Here is a 19463-nt window from a genome sequence, read left to right on the forward strand (position 1 = left end):
GGTGTACGCCGGATCACACGACCGGGCAATTTCTTGCGGACACGAACTGTCCGGGTCATTTCCTAATCTCGCTGGCATCACTCGATGAAGGGAACGCAATGATGAACGGACGTCTCCTCGTCTACGGCGCGACCGGCTACACCGGGCGGCTCGTCGCCCAGCACGCCGCCGCTACCGGCCTCGACGTCACCGTGGCCGGCCGCAATCCCGGCCGCGTCACGGCCCTCGCGGACGAACTCGGCGTCGAAGCCCGGATTTTCGACACCGGCGAGGCCCGCGACGCGCTGACGGACGTCGATTGCCTGCTCAACGTCGCCGGCCCGTTCCGGCACACGGCCCGTCCGCTCATGGACGCCTGCCTTGACGCCGGAGTCCACTACCTCGACACGACCGCGGAGTTCGCCACCTTCAGTCTCGCCCAGTCACTGGACGGGCAAGCCGCGCGCGCGGGGATCATGCTGATGTCCGGCACGGGCTGGGACGTCGTACCCAGTGACTGCCTGGCCCTGCACGCCACCCGCCGGGTCGCCGAGCCGGAAAGGCTCACCATCGCCCTGCGCGTCACCGGCGGCTTCTCCCGCGGCTCACTCGCCAGCGCGGCCGGGATCGAGGATCTCGGCACCTACGTCCGCCGGAGCGGTCGGCTCGCCCGCCTCGAAACGGCCACACCCCGGACGTTCGACTTCGGCAACGGCCCGGAGGAGTGCCTGCCGGTCTCGATGGGCGATCTGATCACCGCCCCGAAGTCCACCGGGCTCGGCGACGTCGAGGTCTACCTCGGCACCGACGAAGGGTTTTCCGCCACCCAAGCCGACGGGCCGAGCGAAGCCGAGCGCGCCCGGGGTCATTACCTCGCCCTAGCGGAGGTGACCGGCGGCGATGGCCGGGTCGCGCGTTCACTGGTCACCACTCCGACCGGCTATGCGTTCACCCAGCACAGCTCCGTCGAGATCGCCCGCCGCGTGCTCAGCGGGCAGTTCCGCCCCGGTTATCAAAGCCCCGCGTCGGCCTACGGGCCTGAACTCGTCACCGCGATCGATGGCACGACCGTCGTCGACCTGGACTGAATGTAACTAGTTCTGCTACATTTAAAAAACAGAATGTACTTGGTTACAGATGGGGAGTTCATGGGACAGCTCGATGGCCGCACGGCTCTGGTGACCGGAGGATCCAGCGGCATCGGCCTCGCGATCGCCCGGTGCCTCATCGAGGAAGGTGCGACCGTTCACGTGTCGGGCCGCCGGTCGGACACGCTGCACGCGGCGGTGTCGGACCTCGGTCCCCGCGCGCACGGCATCGTCGGGGATGTGGGCGACACCTCCGACCTCGATCGGCTCTTCTCGGCGATCACCCGGCTCGACATCGTCGTGGCCAACGCCGGCGGCGGTCGCCACACACCGTTCGAAGAAGTGACGGAGGCGGAGTTCGACGCCACCTTCACCACCAACGTCCGCGGCCAGTTCTTCACCGTCCAAAAAGCACTCCCGCTCTTGACCGACGGAGCTTCGGTGATCCTCGTTTCCTCGGTCGCCGGCGTCAACGGGTCCCCCGGGCAAAGCGTCTACGCGGCCACGAAAGCAGCCTCACGGAACCTCGTCCGTTCCTGGGCGGCGGAGCTGGCGCCACGCGGCATCCGAGTCAACGCGCTGCTGCCCGGCCCGACCGGAACCCCCGGAATCGAGCAGTCGCGCCGGGAAGTGCTCGCCAAAGGCGACACCTGGACGCACACCACGCCACTCGGTGACCTGGTCCCCGTCGAGCAAGTCGCCGCAGCCGCGCTCTACCTCGCGTCCGACCACAGCACCTACATCACAGGAACCGATCTCATCGTCGACGGCGGCAACCTCGTCGCCTGACCCGTCAGGAGCCCCTCATGACCCAGCCGACCGCGGCCGACGAACCGGATATCGCCACCATCGACGCCGCCACCTTCCTGACCGTGAGCGGCCAAGGGCCACCCGGCACCGACGAGTTCTACGCCAGCAAAGAGAAACTCAGTGCGGCAGCGCAGCAGCTCGGCCACCCCGGCCCGATCGAAATCCTCTACTGGTTCGACCCCGAACACGGTGACATCGGTATCGCCGACTTCTACTGGACAATCCCACTGGAGCACCTGCGCTGGCGAATGCTCGTCCGCATGCCCGACGACATCGAGCTCCCCGAGGAACTCGCCAGCACAGGACTGGTCCTGTTCCCTTACACCGAGGGCAAAGTCGTCCAGATCATGCACCACGGACCGTTCGCCGGAGAAGACGAAACGATGAAACGGCTCGGCGCCTACGCCGACGCACGCGGACTCCGCCGCCGCGGACCGCACCACGAAATCCACCTCGACACCTTCGACCGCACGTCATCCCAAGACGGATTCCGCACCATCCTGCGCGATCCCGTCGCGTGATCGCGGTACCCCGCTGATCTGCGCGACCCGGCCAGATCTTGGCTCCAACGCTCAGCATGAGCGGGGTTCATGTCCTGCTCTTGGTGCTCGTCGTTGTGGGATGCTGCGTTGGTGCTGCGGATCGGCTGGTCTGTTCGGGTGAGGTTTTCGGTGCGCTGAGCAAGATCTTTCTGCGAGCCCTTAACTGCGGGCTGGACGCTCGTCAGCGACCTGGAAGTTCCTGGTCAGGCACACCGCTGGGGCTCTGATGCCTTACAAGCAAGGGGTCGCTGGTTCGAACCCAGCTGCGCCCACTTTCGGTCGTCTGATCAGTGGTGATGCACCACCTTGTAAGAGATTGCCGGCCCAGGCTCGTACGCGAGATCGGCAGGTGCTGGCGTCGGCTGGTTCAGCGTGTCCGCCGCCCCCGGTCCTCCCCAGCCCTCCTGCCGCCGAGGGATTCCTGCCGTGCTTGGCTTGGTGCTGCGGCAAGCATTTACCGCATCTTTTTCGGCGGGTCGTCTCGATCTCGTGAGTCGCTCGGAGACGCGGCAGGTTTTTTGGGCTCTGGCATTAGCTCTGGTAGTCGCTGGTCGATCGCGGGATGGTGTTTATGCCCGGTCGGTATTATTCGATCAGCTTTCGGATTGCTCGTGCGTCGAAGCGGTCAGGAAAATGGTGTCGGTGGTGTCTCGCGGGGTCGGCTCGACCAGACCTCTTGCAGAGCCAGCCGCTCCGGGCCGACTGTTTCGGTCTTGTCCGGGCCGCCGGGCGCACCGGCGGCAACGGCGCGATCTGAAACGACAACTCGCCAGAAACGATCCACGACGCGGACGTCGACGACGATCACCCTAGCTCCAGCCCGCCAACCCGTTAACGGCTCGTAGTGGCGATTTCTGTCAGCAAGTGCACGTTCGCCCTGATTTTGAATAGGGCGAGAAATCTTCTTGGCTGGGCGAAATCGAAGCGATGACGGCCGTTGGGGTATTTTGCGCAAGCGGCGAGCTCGCTTGGCGTCGGGGCGGTGAAGATCGTCGACGGAGGATGGTCGCCCGTAGATTTCGCATAGTGTCTGCCTATGTGGAGCATAGGCAAAAGGTACTTTGCGTCTGTTTTTGCGGGCATCTACTCTTCGCTATCGCAGCGCCGAATACGTTTCGGTGGCTAGACGAGAGAAGCGGAAGTCATGACTCTTAACAACTCGAACAGGTTGCAAGGAAAGGTCGCACTTGTGACCGGTGCCGCCAAGGGGATCGGGGCCGGCATCGCGAAGGAGTTCGCCGCTGCCGGGGCCTCGGTCGTGGTCAACTACGCCTCCGATGCCGAGGGGGCGCAGAAAGTGGTGAGCCACATCCGCGACAGCGGGGGGACGGCGGTCGCGGTTCAGGGTGACGTTTCCGCTCGCGAGAATGTCGAACGCGTCTTCGGCGAAGTCGTGCACACCTACGGTCGGCTGGACGTCGTGGTCAACAACGCCGCGGTGTACTTCGCGGAGCCGGTCGAAGACGCGTCGCAGGAGCACATCTCGCACCAGCTATCGGTCAACGTGCTCGGGCCCATCCTCACGGTGCAGGAGGCGCTCAAGCATTTCGGGCCCGATGGCGGCTCGATCATCAATATCGGGTCGCTCGACAGCGCTCGCGCGGTTCCCGGGATGTCGGTCTACGCCGCGACCAAGGGGGCTGTCGACGCATTCACCAGGGTGCTGGCGGCCGAGCTGGGACCCCGTGGGGTCAGGGTCAACACCCTTGCCCCAGGAGGTGTGGAGACCGAGGGGATCCATGCCGCGGGCTTCATGGGAAGCGATGCCGAAAAAGAGATGATCGAGCGCACTCCGCTAGGGCGGATGGGGCAGCCGCAAGACCTGGCGAGGGTCGCGGTGTTCTTCGCCTCCGACGACGCGGCGTGGGTCACCGGTGAGCGCCTCACCGCGTCGGGCGGCCTTCGGAGCTAGATCCTCCCGGCTGTGAAGATCGACGATCGAAGCTTCCTTCGGCGGCGTTGACCTTGTTCTCACGGGTGACCACCGCGTCGCAGCCGTCGTCCGCTGGACGTCCGGAGCGAGTGACGGTCGTCCGGTCGACGCGGGGAACTCGCGGCGGCGGGCGCGCGTGGCAGTGCACGGCTCGGTGGCTTCTTCGACACCTCGTGAGCAATGCTCGGCTTCGCTGCTGCTCGACCGTCGACGGCAGTTCGGGTTCTGCCTGTGTTTCCGTCGACAGCGGACACGGCTGACCGGTATTCGGAATCGTCGGCGTGTGTCCCGGAGATCGTGGGTCGAGAAAGGCGAACCCGATCGCCTCGGTGAGCAATGTAGTCGGTTTCGTGCCCGTGAATGATCCTCGTGAATATGGTGCAGGGGTCGTAGATATCGGTCACCGGCGGTGTTGTCGTTTGGTGCGAATCTGGAGCCTGTCCCGTCGCGGTGCGCTCAGGAGGGGGCCTCCGGCAGCGCCCGTCGACAGGGGGCTGTGGTGGCAGAACGCCGCGTCGAAGGAGGACGAACGTGACCCTTTTGGGCAAGGCGCTGGAACTCATGTGCAAGGTCGCCTCGCGGAGGTGCGCTACTCGATGGTACGTGCTTACAGTTCGGTAATGTGAGTTGTTTTCGTGAGATCCTCGTCGTTGCCGCCTCGGATGTCACTTTCCTGTCCTGATTCATTTGTCGGAGGTTAGTGCGATTCGTATGCGTGCGTTGATTCTTTGCGACGTGCCGGTGGAATACGGCCGTTCGCTGATCGGTGGGGATGTTCGGCACCGCCCCGAGCTGGCGCTGACGGGGGCGGAAACCGGGGACGTCGTGGCTGCGGCGGCTTTGGGCTCGGCGATCGCCGAGCTCCGGCCGCACGTGGTCGTCACCGCCGCGACGCTGCCGTCCGCCGTTCTCGCGCGGTGGCGCGCGGTGATGGGGACCGAAGCGGCGGTGTGCGTGCGCGTCGCGGACGCTGCGGATGAGGTGAGCACCGCCGGAGCGGACGCGGCGGGAAGGATCGCGGTGCGCGTCGTCGACGCCGGAGCGGACGCCGCGTTCCGCGCGCTGGCCGTCGCCGAGCGGTACCTGCTGACCCGGCGCACCGCGGCCCCATCGGTCGAGGACAGCTGGTCGGGGTTGGCGGCAAGCGTTCCGTACCGGCGGCCGGGTGGCGGGGCCGATGAGAGCGTCCTGCTGATCGGCGCCGGAGTGGTCAACCTGGTGACCGCGTCGCTCCTGGTCCGGCACGGGTACCGGGTCACGGTGCTGGAACGGTCGCCGGATCCGCGCAGGAACGCCGAGTGGTCGGCATACGGCTGCAGCCGTGGCGGCCACAACGCCCGCATGTTCACCCTGACCGAGGCCGACGACTACCACGACAAGGTTCCCGTCCCGCCGGATCAGGCGAACACGCTGTTCGATCGCCCGCCGTCCGAGCTGGGGTGGAACGTCCTCGTCGGCACCGGGCCCGCCGAGCAGGCGTGGATCCAGGAGTTCCGGCGAGTTCCGCCGTGGTTGGCGCGGGCCTACAACACCGACATCTTCGACCTCAACCGTCGCAGCGGGAAGTTGTGGGCCGAGTGGATGGCCGCCGATCCGGCGTCCTTCGACGACGTGCACCTGCGGCACGACGTCCTGCGGCTCTACCAGGACGCCGACCACTTCGCCGCCGGGGTCGGCAGGCAACGCGACGCGGGAGCGCTCCTGGACAGCTACGCCCCGGAGCGGGTACGAGCGGAGTTCCCCGCGCTGGCAGAGGCCGCGCCGGACGCCTACGCGGGCGGCGTGCTGGTGCGCGGGTTCACGCTGAACGTGCACGATTTCATCGCCCGGTTGCTCGACGAGTTGGAAGACGCCGGAGCGCGGCTGTCGTTCGACGAGGAGGCGGAGACCGCGCTGCGTGACCGGGCCGACCGGGTGGCCGGCGTGCTCACCGACCGCGGGAACTTCCACCGCGCCCACCACTACGTCGTCTCCCCGGGCGTGCACGGCGCGAACATGCTGGCCAACACCGAATCCGCCGGGCAGATCCACGGCGTCCTCGGCTGCTGGCTGGCCGTACCGAATCAGCGGCCGTTGCTGGAGCATTCGCTCAAAATCGCTCGTCGCGGGCATGTCGCCGAGGACGCCAACGTCACCGTCGCCCGCGACGAGCGCGGCGGTGAGGTGCTGGTGTTCGGCTCCGGTTACGGATACACCGGCGCGGACCCGGCCAACATCGACCGGGCCGAGCTGGCGGCGATGCACGCCGCGACCGCCGACACGGCACGACGGCTGTTCCCCCGCGCCTACGCCGCCGCCGGGATCACCCCTGGTGATCCGGACGCGCGGTTCTGCGTGCGCCCGTGGACCGCGTCGAACCTGGGCTTGTTCGAAACGCTGCCCGCCGCGAACGGGGCGTTCGTCGTCGCGGGCGGGCACAACACCGGCGGGTTCGCGCAGGCCCCGGTCGTCGCCGAGGCCGTGCTGGACGCCCTGGCCGGACGTCCGCACCCGATGCACGCGCTATACCACCCGCGACGAGCCCGCGACGTCCTCGGTGGCCCGCCGGCCGCGGCGCCCGTTCCGGCCGAGACCCTCCCGCCGAGGACGGTTCCGGCAGAGCAGGCGCACCAGGTCACCTGATGTTCCGCGGCGAGCAGGGATGACGAGCCTTCGGACACTCGATCACCCGCTCCTGCGCGAGCTGGGCTCTTGGTCGGCTGCGGCACGGCGTGCTGCGCAGCCGCAGCGGATCTCCGGCAGACAGCCGGTGTCGCTGCCGACGACTCCTCCCGAGCTGCACGGGCGCCGCGCCTACCGCGGAAGCCGGACCGAACCCGTTGATATGACAGGAAAATCCCCACTCCGGAGAAAGAGATCATGACCTCGTTGCGCCAGTACGCCGCTGTCCACACCGGACGGTCGACCGATACCGGGAAGCCGCGTGCGTTCTGGTGGGGCTGCGGGCTGGCGCTGCTGGCGGTGATGATCTGGGCCGGGAACTTCGTCGCCGCCCGAGGGTTGGGCGATGAGGTCTCCCCGGTGGCGCTGTCGTTCTGGCGCTGGACGATCGCCACCGCGGTGCTGGTTCCCTTCGTCGCCCGCGCACCGGTGGCCCAGTGGCGGCTGTGCCGCGCCCATGTCGGCTACCTGTGCCTGACCGGATTCCTCGGGGTCGCCGCGTTCAACACCCTGGTCTACATCGCGGGCCGTACCACTTCTGCGACCAACCTGGCGCTGCTGGCGGTGGCCGCGCCGGTGTTCATCGTGCTGCTCGCGCGCGTGCTGGACCGCACGCCGATCACCGGTCCGCAGCTGGCCGGCACGGTCATCGCGCTGGGCGGGGTGGGAGCGCTGATCACCGGAGGGACGCTGATCGGCCTGCGGTGGCACTCCGGCGACCTGTGGATGCTGCTGGGCACGTTGACCTTCGCCTGCTACTCGCTACTGGTGCGCCGCAAGCCGCCTGAGCTGGGGAATTCGGTGTTCCTGGCGAGCATCTTCGGCGTCGGCACGCTGTTCCTGCTGCCGCTGTACCTCGGGGACTTGCTGCTGCTGGGCGGCCGGATGCCCCTGGACGGCCGGGTGCTGTGGTCGCTGCTGTACGTCGGGGTGCTGTCCTCGGCGGTCGCCTTCGCGGCGTGGAACCGGTCGATCGAGATCATCGGCGCCTCGCGCGCAGGCTTCCTCTACTACCTCACACCGGTCGCCACCGCGCTCGCGGCGTGGCTGGTGCTGGGAGAGCGAGCCGGGTGGGTGCAGGGCGCGGCGATGCTGCTGATCGTGTGCGGCGTCTTCGTCAGCAACCACGCCCCGACGACCGGCCGTACGACGAGCAGGGGCCCAGAGACGGGCCCCGGGAAGTAGGAGCGAACGTGTGCGGACTGTTCGGAATCGCCGGGACCGGCCCTGGAGGGGGCGATGCGGGGGCGATCCCCGCGTTGACGTGGGCGCTGGGGTCTGCGTCCCGAGAACGCGGCGTCCACGGCTCCGGTGTGGCGTGCTTGTTCACCGCGATTGACGGCGGCCCCGGGCTCCGCGAGTGGGAACCGGCCACCGCGACCACCGTTGCCGACCTGCGCACGTCGCGGCTGCGGATCGTGAAGACGCCGGGAGCGTTCGACACGATGCCCTCGGCCGGTAGCGCCGACGAGAACGACGGCCCGCCGGCGGACCTGGCCGCCGACTTGAACCGCGCGGCGATCGTGCTCGGCCACACCCGGTTCCGCACCCAGGGGGCGACCGCCGCGCTGGAGCACACCAGCCCGCTGCTGGTCGATTCCGTCGTCGGCACCCACAACGGCGACGTCGACGTGGACACCCTGCCCGCCCCGCCGCCGCGCACGCGGCCGAAGTTCGACACCGAACTCCTGCTCGCCGCGCTGTCCGATGCGGGCGGCGATCGCGCGGCGATCTGCGACCTGCTCACCGGCATGGTCGGCCGTACCGCGCTCGTCTGGGCCGACCTTCGCGATCCGATGCACCTCCACCTCGCCCGCGCCGCGCTGAGCCCGCTGGCCGTGGCCCGTGACCAGTTCGGCCGGTTGCACTGGGCGTCCAATCCGGGGTGGTTGCGCACCCACCTGCCCGCGGTCGGATTGCGCCCCACGGGGTTGCGGATGCTGCGGGAAGGGACGGTCGAGACCTACGACCTGCGCGGTGGCGTCCCGGAATCGGTCTGGCGGGCCGATTTCGTTCCCACCACCCGGGAAAGCGACCTGCGCAAACGCCACTCCGTCGCGTTGCTGGGCTACACCGACCGGGACCGCGCCGCCGACGACGCGTTGTTGCGGCGTCGCGTGCTGTCCTCGTCCGCGTGAGCAGATCGCGACACCCTGATGTTGCACGCGCGTGGGGATTCCGCGCTCTGGCGCGGAGTGCTGTGCCGTCCGCTGAAATGACCGACTGAAGACATGTCGCCCGTCGCGCGTCCCAGAGCGGGACGTCGCGTCGGCGCAACGTTGCGAAGACCATCGAATCTTCCCGGCCGGAAAGGCTGCTCGCCGTGAGTGATCAGACCGCATCGCTTCCCGAGAACCCGTGCTTGGTGACCGAGCGGCTCGTTCTGCGTCCGTGGGAGCCCGCCGACTTCGACGCGGTACGAGCATGGCACGCCGACCCCGTGGTCATGCGGCACCTCGGTGGAGTCCTCGATTCCGCCCGCAGCGACGCGACGGTGCGCCGCTGGACGGCGGAGCTGGAGTCGAAGGGATTCGGCATGCTCGCGGTCTGCCCGGCCGACGGTGCGCGGCCCATCGGCACCGTGGGGCTCGGCCTGCCTGCTTTCGACAGCCACTTCACCCCGTGCGTCGAGATCGGCTGGCGCCTTGATCGGGGCGCCTGGGGGCGCGGCTACGCGACGGAGGCCGCGCGCGCGGTCCTGCGGGACGGGTTCGACCGGCTCGGGCTGGCGGAGATCGTCGCCTTCACCGCCAGGCAGAACACCGGGAGCGAACGGGTGATGAACCGCCTGGGCATGCGGTACGACCCCAGCGGGGACTTCGTGCGCCGATTCCGCCCCGACGGGCCGGAAGTCCCGTCCGTGCTCTGGCGTGTCCGCGCCGGCGATCTGGGTGAGGACGGTGCACTGCAAGAAAACGGCGACCCGCGAAAAGGGGGAGGCGTGTGATCGGCTTCCACCTGCGGGGTGGCTCTCGTGAATCCGGGCAGCCCTGAATCGGGCAACGGCGTCGGGTGTCGACCATCGGACGTTGCGCAGCCGGGTGCGGGTGCTGATCCCGCTGAGATCAGCCCTGTTGCTGTACTCCCCGCTGGTGAACTGAGGAGTCGCGGGAAGTGCCTGAGCGGGTGGCGGAGCTGGAGCCGCTGTTCCTGTTGACCAATGGTTCGCAGGTGTCGTGAAAGCCCGGTCACCGGACTTGCGGAGCGGCGACCGCTGTCGCGGCGCCACACTCCGAGCCAGGCGGAAACGTCCTGGCGCTGCCCTGCGGGCGGTCTCGTGCGGGATTCCCCCGAAGTGCGGGCGTGGAAAATGGAAAATTTTTGTTTCCGGAATTATTAAACGATCTCAGCTCGCCGGTGTCGTGATATGGGAATGCGCGATCGGGCAGGGATAATTCTCGTACGTGATCGCTTCGAGGTGCTGGTGAGTTGAACTCTGTTTCGTCTGATTGACTCCGCTCGGCAACTGAAATTCGGCAGAGGGGAAAACTCATGAAGCAGGTCACGCAGCGCCGGCTGGGGCGTGGAACGGCGTTGACGGCGGCAGTGGGTGCCGCGCTCGCCATGGCGACGGCGGGCACCGCGCAGGCGGCCACTCCCGGGGTCTTCACGCTGTGCTCGAAGGGTTCTTACGCGTCCTACGCGGTGTTCCCGGAACGTGGTGGCATGGCCACGACCCTCGTTCCCAGCGGCGCCTGCGAGAAGTTCGAATTCGGTGGCAAGAAGCCGGAGCGGGTGGAGATCCACCAGGGTCGTGGCGCGCTCATCGGCCCGGTCACCTACGACGGCCGGGCGGGCTTGAACATCGCGACCGTCAACGGGCCGAGCTTCCACCCGTTCTGATCCTCGCCGGCCGAGGACCGGGCTGTGCCGTTGCCATGAACCACGTGGCAACGGCGCAGTCATGTCGCCGGAGATTTTCGGCACACCGATGCGGGGAAATCGAGCCGTGCGGAAAGGCGCCCTTGCGCCAAGTGGCGCGATCCGGTTTCAAGTGGGGGGAATCCCCGTTCGCCGGGAACGCGGTCCGGACGGCAGCCCGAGTTGCGGACACTCGTGGTGGTCGCGCGTTGCCGCGGATTTTCCGCCGTGGAGGAGTGGTTCGAAGGCGCTGCGCAACCGAACTGCTCGCTTTCCAGTTTCGGAGGATGATCGGGATGACTTCCCAAGCCGAATCAGCAGAATCGTCGCCGGCCCTGCACGAGGAGCACGAGTCACCGAAGCGCGTGCGGGTGGCGGCCTGGGCGGCTGATCCCATCACGCTGAACGGTTTGACGCAGGCGTTGATGGGCCGTCTCGACGTGTTCGTCGCGACGGGCGAACTCCCCGCCGACGTGGACGTCCTGGTGGTCGCAGCCGACCGGGTCAGCATGGACGTCATGGTCAACATGCGCCGGGCCGCCGCTCAGTGCTCGGCACCGATGGTGCTGGTGACCAACGAGCTCGACCGGACCCAGCTGCTGGCCGCGGTCGAATGCCGCGTGGTCGCGGTGCTGCACCGCAGCGCGGCCACCGAGGAACGGTTGGTCAGCACGATCGACGTCGTGGCCGGAGGTGGTGGTCTGCTGCCGCCGAACCTGCTCGGTGATCTGCTGCGCCAAGTGCAGAACCTGCACGAAGAGGTGCTGGCTCCGCGCGGTCTGAACTCCTCCGGGCTGACCAGTCGCGAGGTCGACGTCATCCGGTTGCTCACCGAAGGGTGTGACACCGAGGAGATCGCGACCCGGATGTGCTATTCGGAACGCACCGTGAAGAACGTCATCTACGCCATGACGAGCCGCTTCAACCTGCGCAACCGTCCGCAGCTGGTCGCGTACGCGATGCGTTCCGGAATCATCTAGCACCGGCGCGAGGAGCGGATCGGCAGGCGGTGGCGCCGAAATCCCCTCGCAGCACGCCGAAACCGGTGCCGCGCGGGGATGATCGGTGCCCTTCGTCCGTCCTGGTCTCAGCCCGCGACGTCCTCACGCGGACGCCGGCGCGGCGCCGCGCAACATCGCCGTCGCCAGCTCGGCGCGCGACTGGTACCCGGCGCGCTGGAAGAACCGGGTCAGCCGCCCCTCCACGCTCTTCGCGCTGGTCCCGAGAACGACGCCGATCTGCTGGTTGGTCAATCCGTCCGTGATGAGGGTCGCGAGCAACCGTTCGTTCTCGGCGAGGGTGGCGCTCCGGCCCGCGACGGCGATGTTGCGCGCGCGCATCAGCAGCCGCAGCCGCGCCCGCGGAATCAGCGCGTCGAGCTCGCCGAACGTCCGGTACGCCTCCCGCAGCAGCCGCGGGTCCCCGAGCCCGCTCTCGGCCACGACCAGGGCGGTGCGGGCCAACTCGACCTTTCGGCGGCGGGAGCGGGAGAGCTCGACCGCTTCGCGCGCGGCAACCGGATCGCGCTCCACCAGCACTCGCGCGAGCAGGTGATTGCGCCGCGCGGCGGGGGTTCCCAGGCGTTCGGCGATCCGCTTGAGCCGCGCCGCGCACTTCCGGCCGGCCGCCGCGTTCCCGTGCCGCGACTCCCATACCGCCAGTCGCAGCCACAGTTCGTCGGTGCCGACGACGATCCCGTCCGCGCCCGCGCGAGCGAGCCCCTGCTCGATGAGCGTGCGCGAGAGGTCGTGGACGCCGAGCGTGCTTTCCAGGTCCGCGGCGGGCGCGGCCAGCAGGTGCGGCAGCAGCAGGTGCTGTGAGCGGGCTTCGTCGAGCACGGCGCGCGCGCTGTTCAGCTGGCCGCGGGCGGTCAGGATCGTCACCGCTTCCCGGTACATCGGTGTGCGCCCGGGAGCTCGGCCGTGGACCGTGGCCGCGGCCATCGTGGACCGGGCGGTGTCGAGCGCTTCGTCCCACTGCTCGTGCGCACCGGGGTCGCCGAGTTCTGCCGCGCCGCGCAGGTGGAGGGCGTTCGTCACCAACTGCTTCACCGGCCCGGCGGCGCTGCTCGCGTCGTCCTCGGTCTGCTCCTGGCCGGACGCCACCCCCAGCATCGACGCCGCTACTCGACCGATGGCCTGGCCGAATGCCGCCGTGGCCCGGCTTTCCGATCGCCACTGCTCGGATTCGGCGGCGAGCTGCTCGTGCGCTTCCTGCCAGCGATCGAGCAGGCAGAGCGCGGCGGCCCGGGTCACGATCCGGGACGCCGCACCGCCGGGGATCGATCGCCAGCCCTCCCGGACGAAGTCCTGCAACGCGGTCGCGTCACCGTGCTCGGCCAACCCGGCCACGTAGACGAGTTGCAGTTGCTGTTCGGCGATGGGTGAGAGCGCGTGGGGGAGCGTGCGCAGCGCGAGGGCGGCCGATTCGAAGGCGGAGCCGAACCGCTGCTGCACCGCGCACGACACGGCGTGCCGGTGCAGCGCCACGGCTCGGCGGGCGGGGTCGGTGGTCAACTTGGTCGCCGCCAGCAGCCATCGCACCTCGTGATTCTCGTGCGCATCCGAGGCGCTGTGCTCCAGCAACTGCGCGGCGGCGCGCTCGGGGTCCACCAACCTGCCCGCGTCCACCAGCCGTTCGGGCAGGTAACCGGGGTCAGCGCAGGGCGCGCCGTTCCAGAGGGCGCGCACGGCGAGCAGCCCGATCCTGCGCCGTTCGAAGGGCCCCGCGCAGGAAGCGAGCACGGTGGCGAGCATCGGTACGCGGAAGCGCCAGGAATTCGGCTGCGGGCCGCGCAGCAGCACGTCCGCTTCGGCCAGCGCGCGCAGGATTTCGCGGACTTCGTCCTCGCCGCGGTTGACGCAGTCCGCGATCAACGATGGCGCGGCCTCGCCCAGCGGGTGCAGCACTGCCAGCGATTTCAGCACGGCCCTGGCCGGTGATTTCGGTTCGCACAGGTCGGTGAACAGCGGATGGGTGTTGGACAGGTGAGGAGCCCGGTCCCGCACCAGGTGCACTCGGCGGTCGACCACCCGCAGGCAGTCGGAGGCCAGGTATCCCTCGACGGCGGCCTCGATGACGGCGGGGAGTCCTCGGCAGGAGTTCCGCAGCGCGGCGGCCATGCCGGGCGCGGGCACCGCGTTGAGCAGCTCCGCGAGGACCTGCTCCACTTCGGCTTCGCCCAGCGGGCGGAGCCGTTCCTCGTGCACCAGCCCGTTGCCCGCCAGTCGGTCGAGGCCCGCCCGGTCGGCTGCGCCGCTGCGAGCGGCGCAGACCAGGGTGATGCGGGTGCCTGCCAGTGCGTTCAGGAAAGCGGTGATGGAGCCGGCGGATTCCGGGTTGATCCGGTGCGCGTCGTCGAGGAAGACCACGAGCCGGTCGGGCTGCCCGGCCAGGGCCGCCAGCAGCCGCCGGAACGAGGCCGTGGCGAAGTCGCCGCGAGCGGGCGGCGCGCCGAGCTCGTCGGCGAGCCGGGCGGCGAGGTGCGCCGCATCGCATTCCCTGCGCGGTATCGGAACGTTCACCGTGGTGGTGCGCTCGTCGGTGAGCCGCAGCCGCGCTTGCGCGAGAGCCGTGCTGCGGCCGATCCCGGCGGGGCCGGTGACCACGATGAGCGGGACGTCGGGGCGGTGCAGGCAGACGTCGACGATGCGATCGACTACTTCGCCGCGGACGACCGAACGGGCACTCGGCCCGCGTTCTCGAGCAGTGTTGCCCCGCGGGGGCGTGCGCTGGAGGGCCGCGTCGGGGAGTGTCAGGTGGTCCGGGGCGGCGGGCTGGTGCGTGGGTCGATGAGTGAACACGGTCCCAGTATTGCCAGCGGTCCCGAGACCTTCCGCATTCACGTGATGACAAAACTCTTAATCATTTCTTGCGCGAATGTGGGCCGGGTGGAACATATTACACCGTTCTGAAATATGTCATTCCGGATTCTTGATCTCCTGCTGTTCCGCTGATCCCGGCGCTAGCGTGCGGTCGTCGAGCCAGGGCGTCGAAGGCGGCGCAGCGATGCAGGAGGACGACGATCATGACGCGGGAGAAGACGGCCATCACGGGCCGGGACGAGGTCTTGGCGGAACTGTGGACCGCGCTGTCGTCCGGAACGAAGCACGGTCGGCTGCTGGTCGTGCGCGGTGCGCAGGGCATCGGCAGGACCCGGTTGCTGGAGGCCGCCGCTCGGCGCTGGCTGTCCAGGGGGCTGCGGGTGACCCAGGTGCGTGCGAGACGTGAGCGCTACGGGATCGGCGCCGTGGTCGACGCGCTCCGGGAGGACTTCGACCGGTCCGGCGGGCCCGCCCTGATCGAATGCATCAGCGCGCTGGCACGGCTCCGCGAGGGCGAGCCGACGGATCAGGGCGCGCGGTTCGTCACCGTGGTGGACGAGTTCAACCGGGTGTTCGGGCAGGTCGGTGGCACCGGGCGGACCGCGGTGCTCGTCGACGACGTCCTGGAGATCGCGGACCCCGTCCCGCTGCTGCTCGCGGCCCGCCGTCCGGGTTGCCTGGTCGTCGCGTCCTTGCGCACCGGTGCCGAGCCCTCCCCGGTCGCTCGCGAACTGCTGGAGCTGGCCGACGAGGTGCTGGATCTGGATCCGCTGCGCAACGCGGACATCGCGACGATCACGGGCGGCGACCTCGACGAGAGCGTGCACGAGGCGCTGCGCGCTGCGCTGGGTCCGCTCTACGGCAATCCGGGCGCCGTCTTGGCGACCGTGCGGGAACTGCGAGACCGCGGGCGGATCGTCGACCACCGCTTGACCCCCGCGGACGCGGAGATCGAACTTCCCGCCGACCACGAGCTGGTGCTGCGCGTCCGCCGGCTCGGCGCGCTCCCCCCGCGACTGCTCGCCGCGGTGGCCGCTCTCGGAGCGCTCGACCTCGACGACGTGCCGCTGGTCGCCCACGCCCTGGGGGACGACTTGGCGGAGTGCGAGCGGGCGGTGGACGAACTCGTCGAGGAGGGGCTGCTCGTGGGGGAGGAGGAGCGGCAGCTGCGCTGCGGCTGCCCGGCCCTCGCGGCGGCCTTCGTGCGCCAGCAGCGGGACGTGGTGCGGTGCCTGGCCGTCCCGCGACCGTCGGGCGCGAAGGTGCCCGTGCGGTCGAGGGCGGCGGTGGGCTCCTCCGGTTCGCGGTCGCAACCGGCCGCGCGGGCGCAGTCGTGGTCCGCGGCCGACGGCCGGCTGCTCGGCCTGATCAGTTCGGGGCTCACCAATCGACAGATCGGTTCGAAGCTGGGGCTGAGCGAGAAGACGGTGGAGAACCAGTTGACCAGGTTGTTCGCCAAGACCGGGTGCCGGTCCCGCGTGGAGCTGGTGACGGTGGCGAACGCGCCGCGGCTCGCGGTCGGCGGGGCCGTCGGCACCCGGATCGCTCCGTCGGCCTGATCGGATGCGTTGCGGAACTCCCCGGCGCGAGATACTCGTGCGTTCGCGGAACGCGCTGGGTCCGTGCGAGCGACCGAGCTGCCCAGCGGCGGCCGGACCTGGCTCGATCCACTGCGCGCCGTCCTCAGCCGAGCTCGTCCCGGCCACCGGGGGGATCGAAGCGGTAGCCCACGCCCCACACGGTCACCAGCACCTCCGGGCGCGACGGGTCGAGCTCGACCTTCTCCCGCAGTCGTCTCATGTGGACGGTCACGGTGGAGTCGTCGCCGTAGTCGCGATCCCACACCTTGCGCATCAGCTCGTCGCGGCGGAACACCCGGCCGGGGTTGTCCATGAGGAACGTCAGCAGCGCGAACTCCCGGTTGGTCAGCACCAGTCGCCGCCGACCTCTGCTGGCGACCCGCGCGTAGTGGTCCACCACCAGGTCGCCCGCGCGCCGGATGCCGGGAGACGGTGCGGGAGGTCTGGCCCGCACCCTGTGGAGCACCGACTGGACCCGCATCACCAGCTCTCGCGGGTCGAGCGGTTTCGTCAGGTAGTCGTCCGCGCCGGCCTCCAGCCCGCGCAGCCGGTCCTGCTCGGCGTCCGGCGAGGTCAGCATGATCACCGGTACCCGGCTCCGGGTGCGCAGCTCCAGGCAGAACTCCGAGCCGTCGAGGCCGGGCAACGTCATGTCGAGCACGACGAGGACGGGACGCAGCTCGTGCGCCAGCTCCAAGCCGAGCAGGCCATCGGACACGACCACCGCGGTGTAGTCCGCTCGGCGCAGGTGATCGGTGATCGCCTGGGACGTCGCGGGATCGTCCTCGAGAACCAGGATGCGTGGTCCTCGTGCGCGCGAGCGGTCCTGCTGAGCACGATTCGGCGGTGTCATCTCCTGAACCTGTTTCTCACTCTCGAGCTCATTTCCGTCCACCTTGTTCCGAGGCGACCGGGCGGTGGTCACCGCCGGGCGCGGGTACGGCGAATCGGCCGTGCGCGACGGCGGTCGCGCGGCAGGCGATTGGTCGGCCTGGCCATTGTTCGCCACATTCCCCGGGGGATCGGTAGTGCCCGGATAAAGTCACGCTGCGCCTGGATCGGTGGTGGAAATTGTACGTCCCGCCGAGGACGCGGGGAGCGGCCCAGGTCGTTGCGGAATCCATTCCGCCTGTCCGTCGTCCACCAGCGCGAAGCTGAACGAGGTGGCGGGAGTGAACCGCTGATGAACAGCGGTTTTGTCGCTCATCGTCGTCATCGGTCGGGCTATGGATTCCAGGAGGGCGCCGATTCGCGGCTGCTCGCTGATGTCGCGGAAACATGGTTTCGCTGGTTCGGTGATGCCCTTCCGGGTAATTCCGTTGCCTGGAGGTGTCATCCGCTCCCCGTCGGCCCCGCCGCGGTGGTGACTTCGGTTAGTTTTGGGGTAAATGAATTGATCGGTAGTGGATACTCGGCTCGCCGCAGGCGGTCCGGTGCGTCGTGCGATCGGGAGAAATGAAAGATGAAGAACGGTTTCCTGTCGTATTCGGACCACTTCGCCGGCGGCAGTGGCTGGAAAGTCCCTGCGCTGGGCAAGGAGTACGGACCGGGTGAGGAAGTGCCCGCACCCGTGAAAGCGCGCCGGAGCGGTCCCGGCACGAGCGCGGAGACGCTCCTGCTCGGCGGTCGTACCGAACGGGCGTGGTTGCGCGGCACGGCGGTCGGGCCTTGCTCGCGGTGCGCTGAGCACGGTCCGGGGCAGCCGCGCGCGGTGGCGCTGGCCGAAGCGCCGACCAGGTGCTGTCCCGGTTGTCCGGGATGCCGGTGACGTCGATGCCGAAGCGGTTCCGGGGTGCGCCGAGCGCACTCGCCCTCGGTCGGCCCGCAGACGGCTCCGGCGCAGCGGCTCCGCGGCCGCAACGGCGAAGCGAGATCTGATGTGCCCTGTCGTGAGCGCCGATGAAGCAGCGCATCGCGCCCTCAGCGGGGGAGGTTCGGCCACGGGACGCGTCGAAGAGCTGCTGACCGTCATGTCGGAGCAAGCGGCCGCGGTGGCGCTGCTGCGGGAGAAATGGGCCGAGTCGGTCCGAGCGGTGCCACCGGCGCCCGACGACGGCGGGTCTGACGGGGCGAGCTCGTGGTCGCTCACCGACCCGCGGCGCCGGCTGTGGTTCAGGGCCGAAGGCGTGCGCGAGATGAGGTTCTCGAACTACGCCCTGTGGGTGGGGTGGTGGGTAGATACCGCGCAGCTCGCGCTGCGATCCGCCGTGGGTGAGCCGGACCCCGAACTGCGGGAGGCGACCGCGGACGGCTCGTCCGAGGCCGCGCAGGGGCCGGAGCGCGGGAAATCCGATCCGCCGCGGCTGGTTCAGCGCGCCCGGCTCCGCCGCTGGGGCGAGAATTGGATCAACGATTCGCTGCCCTGGTTGCTCCCGCGCGATGATCTGGACAGGTTGCTCGCGCTCACCGGCGATACGAGCTCCGCGCGGGCCGTGCGGCTCGCCCACCGATCCGTGCTGGACGCTCGGCACGCCGGGGATCTCGCGCTGGAGCAGGAGGAGTCGGGTTCGGCCGCGACGTGCGAGGTGAACCGGAACTGGAACCTCTACGGCCGGCGGCATCCCCTGGTGTGCGAATACGCGCGCGCGATCGCCGACCACTTGGCGAAGTGGACCTCGGCGCGACCGTGAGCCCGCCCGTGGTTCAGTAGCCGAAGTTCTGCGTCCACCACGGAGTTCCGCGGCCGATGTGCAGTCCGACGCCGATCGCCCGGAACTCGCCGTTGAGGATGTTCTCCCGGTGCGGGATGCTCTGCATCCAGGCGCGCACCACGCTGGCCGGGGTTTCCTGCCCGACCGCGATGTTCTCCCCGGCCGGGTCCTCGAAACCTTCGGCCAGCATCCGTTCGAACGGCGACGGGCCGCGAAACCCTTGGTGTGCGAAGAAATCCCGCTGCGCCATGTCGGCGCTGTGCCGTCGGGCCGATCGGCGCAGCCGCTCGTCGCCCTCCAGCCGGGTCAGTCCGCGCTTGGTGCGCTCGGCGTTGACCAGTGACACGACCTTGTCCTCGGTTCGGGACCGCACCGCGTCCCGACCGGCTCCGAGCGCCATGCGTCGTCCACCTTCCTCGGTCCGCGGGTTCCGAACTCGACGGTTGCCATCGGTCTCCCTTATATCGCGAAGTCCGCCGCCGAATGCGGTGCGAGCGGGGATGTGCCCGAGCAGGCAATCGTGCCCGCGTTCGG

Annotated in this window: 16 protein-coding genes; 12 read left to right on the forward strand and 4 right to left on the reverse strand. The window is 69.1% G+C overall.

Annotated elements, in window-relative coordinates:
- The first annotated feature begins 101 nt into the window (after positions 1–101).
- Genes ACWD38_RS03230 through ACWD38_RS03240 form a run of 3 tightly spaced genes read left to right on the forward strand, consistent with a single transcriptional unit; the run spans position 102 to position 2398 of the window.
- Positions 102–1067 carry a saccharopine dehydrogenase family protein gene (locus tag ACWD38_RS03230; RefSeq protein WP_450123236.1) on the forward strand — a complete coding sequence of 322 codons (966 nt, stop codon included), beginning with the start codon at positions 102–104 and terminating at the stop codon, positions 1065–1067.
- A 60-nt stretch (positions 1068–1127) separates the two neighbouring features.
- Positions 1128–1856, forward strand: a complete 729-nt coding sequence (locus ACWD38_RS03235; protein WP_450123237.1) for an SDR family NAD(P)-dependent oxidoreductase — start codon at positions 1128–1130, stop codon at positions 1854–1856.
- Between the two features lie 17 nt (positions 1857–1873).
- Positions 1874–2398 carry a GyrI-like domain-containing protein gene (locus ACWD38_RS03240; RefSeq protein ID WP_450123238.1) on the forward strand — a complete coding sequence of 175 codons (525 nt, stop codon included), beginning with the start codon at positions 1874–1876 and terminating at the stop codon, positions 2396–2398.
- A gap of 646 nt (positions 2399–3044) precedes the next feature.
- Here ACWD38_RS03240 and ACWD38_RS03245 read toward each other — a convergent pair.
- The gene (locus ACWD38_RS03245) at positions 3045–3227 is read right to left on the reverse strand and encodes a hypothetical protein (RefSeq protein ID WP_450123239.1); all 183 of its coding nucleotides are present in this window, start codon (positions 3225–3227) and stop codon (positions 3045–3047) included.
- Positions 3228–3563: 336 nt separating this feature from the next.
- On the opposite strand from ACWD38_RS03245, the gene ACWD38_RS03250 reads away from it, so the two are divergent.
- The 7 genes from ACWD38_RS03250 to ACWD38_RS03280 all read left to right on the forward strand — a co-directional run bounded on the left by ACWD38_RS03250 (position 3564) and on the right by ACWD38_RS03280 (position 11854).
- Positions 3564–4331: an SDR family NAD(P)-dependent oxidoreductase gene (locus tag ACWD38_RS03250; RefSeq protein WP_450123240.1), complete on the forward strand. Its 768-nt coding sequence runs from the start codon at positions 3564–3566 to the stop codon at positions 4329–4331.
- A 756-nt stretch (positions 4332–5087) separates the two neighbouring features.
- Positions 5088–6974, forward strand: a complete 1887-nt coding sequence (locus tag ACWD38_RS03255; protein ID WP_221315713.1) for an FAD-dependent oxidoreductase — start codon at positions 5088–5090, stop codon at positions 6972–6974.
- Between the two features lie 237 nt (positions 6975–7211).
- A complete protein-coding gene (locus tag ACWD38_RS03260; protein WP_184477761.1) occupies positions 7212–8198 on the forward strand; it encodes a DMT family transporter in 987 nt (328 codons plus the stop codon).
- A gap of 137 nt (positions 8199–8335) precedes the next feature.
- Positions 8336–9151 carry a class II glutamine amidotransferase domain-containing protein gene (locus tag ACWD38_RS03265; protein ID WP_221315714.1) on the forward strand — a complete coding sequence of 272 codons (816 nt, stop codon included), beginning with the start codon at positions 8336–8338 and terminating at the stop codon, positions 9149–9151.
- 185 nt (positions 9152–9336) lie between these two features.
- A complete protein-coding gene (locus tag ACWD38_RS03270) occupies positions 9337–9960 on the forward strand; it encodes a GNAT family N-acetyltransferase (protein ID WP_184477763.1) in 624 nt (207 codons plus the stop codon).
- A 545-nt stretch (positions 9961–10505) separates the two neighbouring features.
- Entirely contained in the window at positions 10506–10856 is a 351-nt protein-coding gene (locus ACWD38_RS03275) for a hypothetical protein (protein WP_184477764.1), read from the forward strand.
- A gap of 314 nt (positions 10857–11170) precedes the next feature.
- Positions 11171–11854 (forward strand): LuxR C-terminal-related transcriptional regulator, encoded by a 684-nt coding sequence (locus ACWD38_RS03280; protein ID WP_184477765.1) that lies wholly within the window; start codon positions 11171–11173, stop codon positions 11852–11854.
- 123 nt (positions 11855–11977) lie between these two features.
- Here the strand turns inward: ACWD38_RS03280 and ACWD38_RS03285 are convergent, their stop codons facing one another.
- Complete coding sequence (locus tag ACWD38_RS03285; RefSeq protein ID WP_450123241.1) at positions 11978–14677, reverse strand: AAA family ATPase; 2700 nt, start codon at positions 14675–14677, stop codon at positions 11978–11980.
- Positions 14678–14901: 224 nt separating this feature from the next.
- On the opposite strand from ACWD38_RS03285, the gene ACWD38_RS03290 reads away from it, so the two are divergent.
- Positions 14902–16257, forward strand: coding sequence for a helix-turn-helix transcriptional regulator (locus ACWD38_RS03290; RefSeq protein ID WP_184477767.1), 1356 nt, complete (start codon positions 14902–14904; stop codon positions 16255–16257).
- A 124-nt stretch (positions 16258–16381) separates the two neighbouring features.
- Here the strand turns inward: ACWD38_RS03290 and ACWD38_RS03295 are convergent, their stop codons facing one another.
- On the reverse strand, positions 16382–17131 hold the full coding sequence (locus ACWD38_RS03295) for a response regulator transcription factor (protein WP_184477768.1): 750 nt from the start codon (positions 17129–17131) through the stop codon (positions 16382–16384).
- A 1036-nt stretch (positions 17132–18167) separates the two neighbouring features.
- Here ACWD38_RS03295 and ACWD38_RS03300 point away from each other — a divergent pair.
- Positions 18168–18908, forward strand: a complete 741-nt coding sequence (locus tag ACWD38_RS03300; protein ID WP_184477769.1) for a hypothetical protein — start codon at positions 18168–18170, stop codon at positions 18906–18908.
- A 13-nt stretch (positions 18909–18921) separates the two neighbouring features.
- Here ACWD38_RS03300 and ACWD38_RS03305 read toward each other — a convergent pair whose 3' ends face one another.
- Positions 18922–19329: a CAP domain-containing protein gene (locus tag ACWD38_RS03305; protein ID WP_184477770.1), complete on the reverse strand. Its 408-nt coding sequence runs from the start codon at positions 19327–19329 to the stop codon at positions 18922–18924.
- Between the last annotated feature and the right edge of the window lie 134 nt (positions 19330–19463).

Source organism: Saccharopolyspora sp. NPDC002578 (assembly GCF_053592695.1).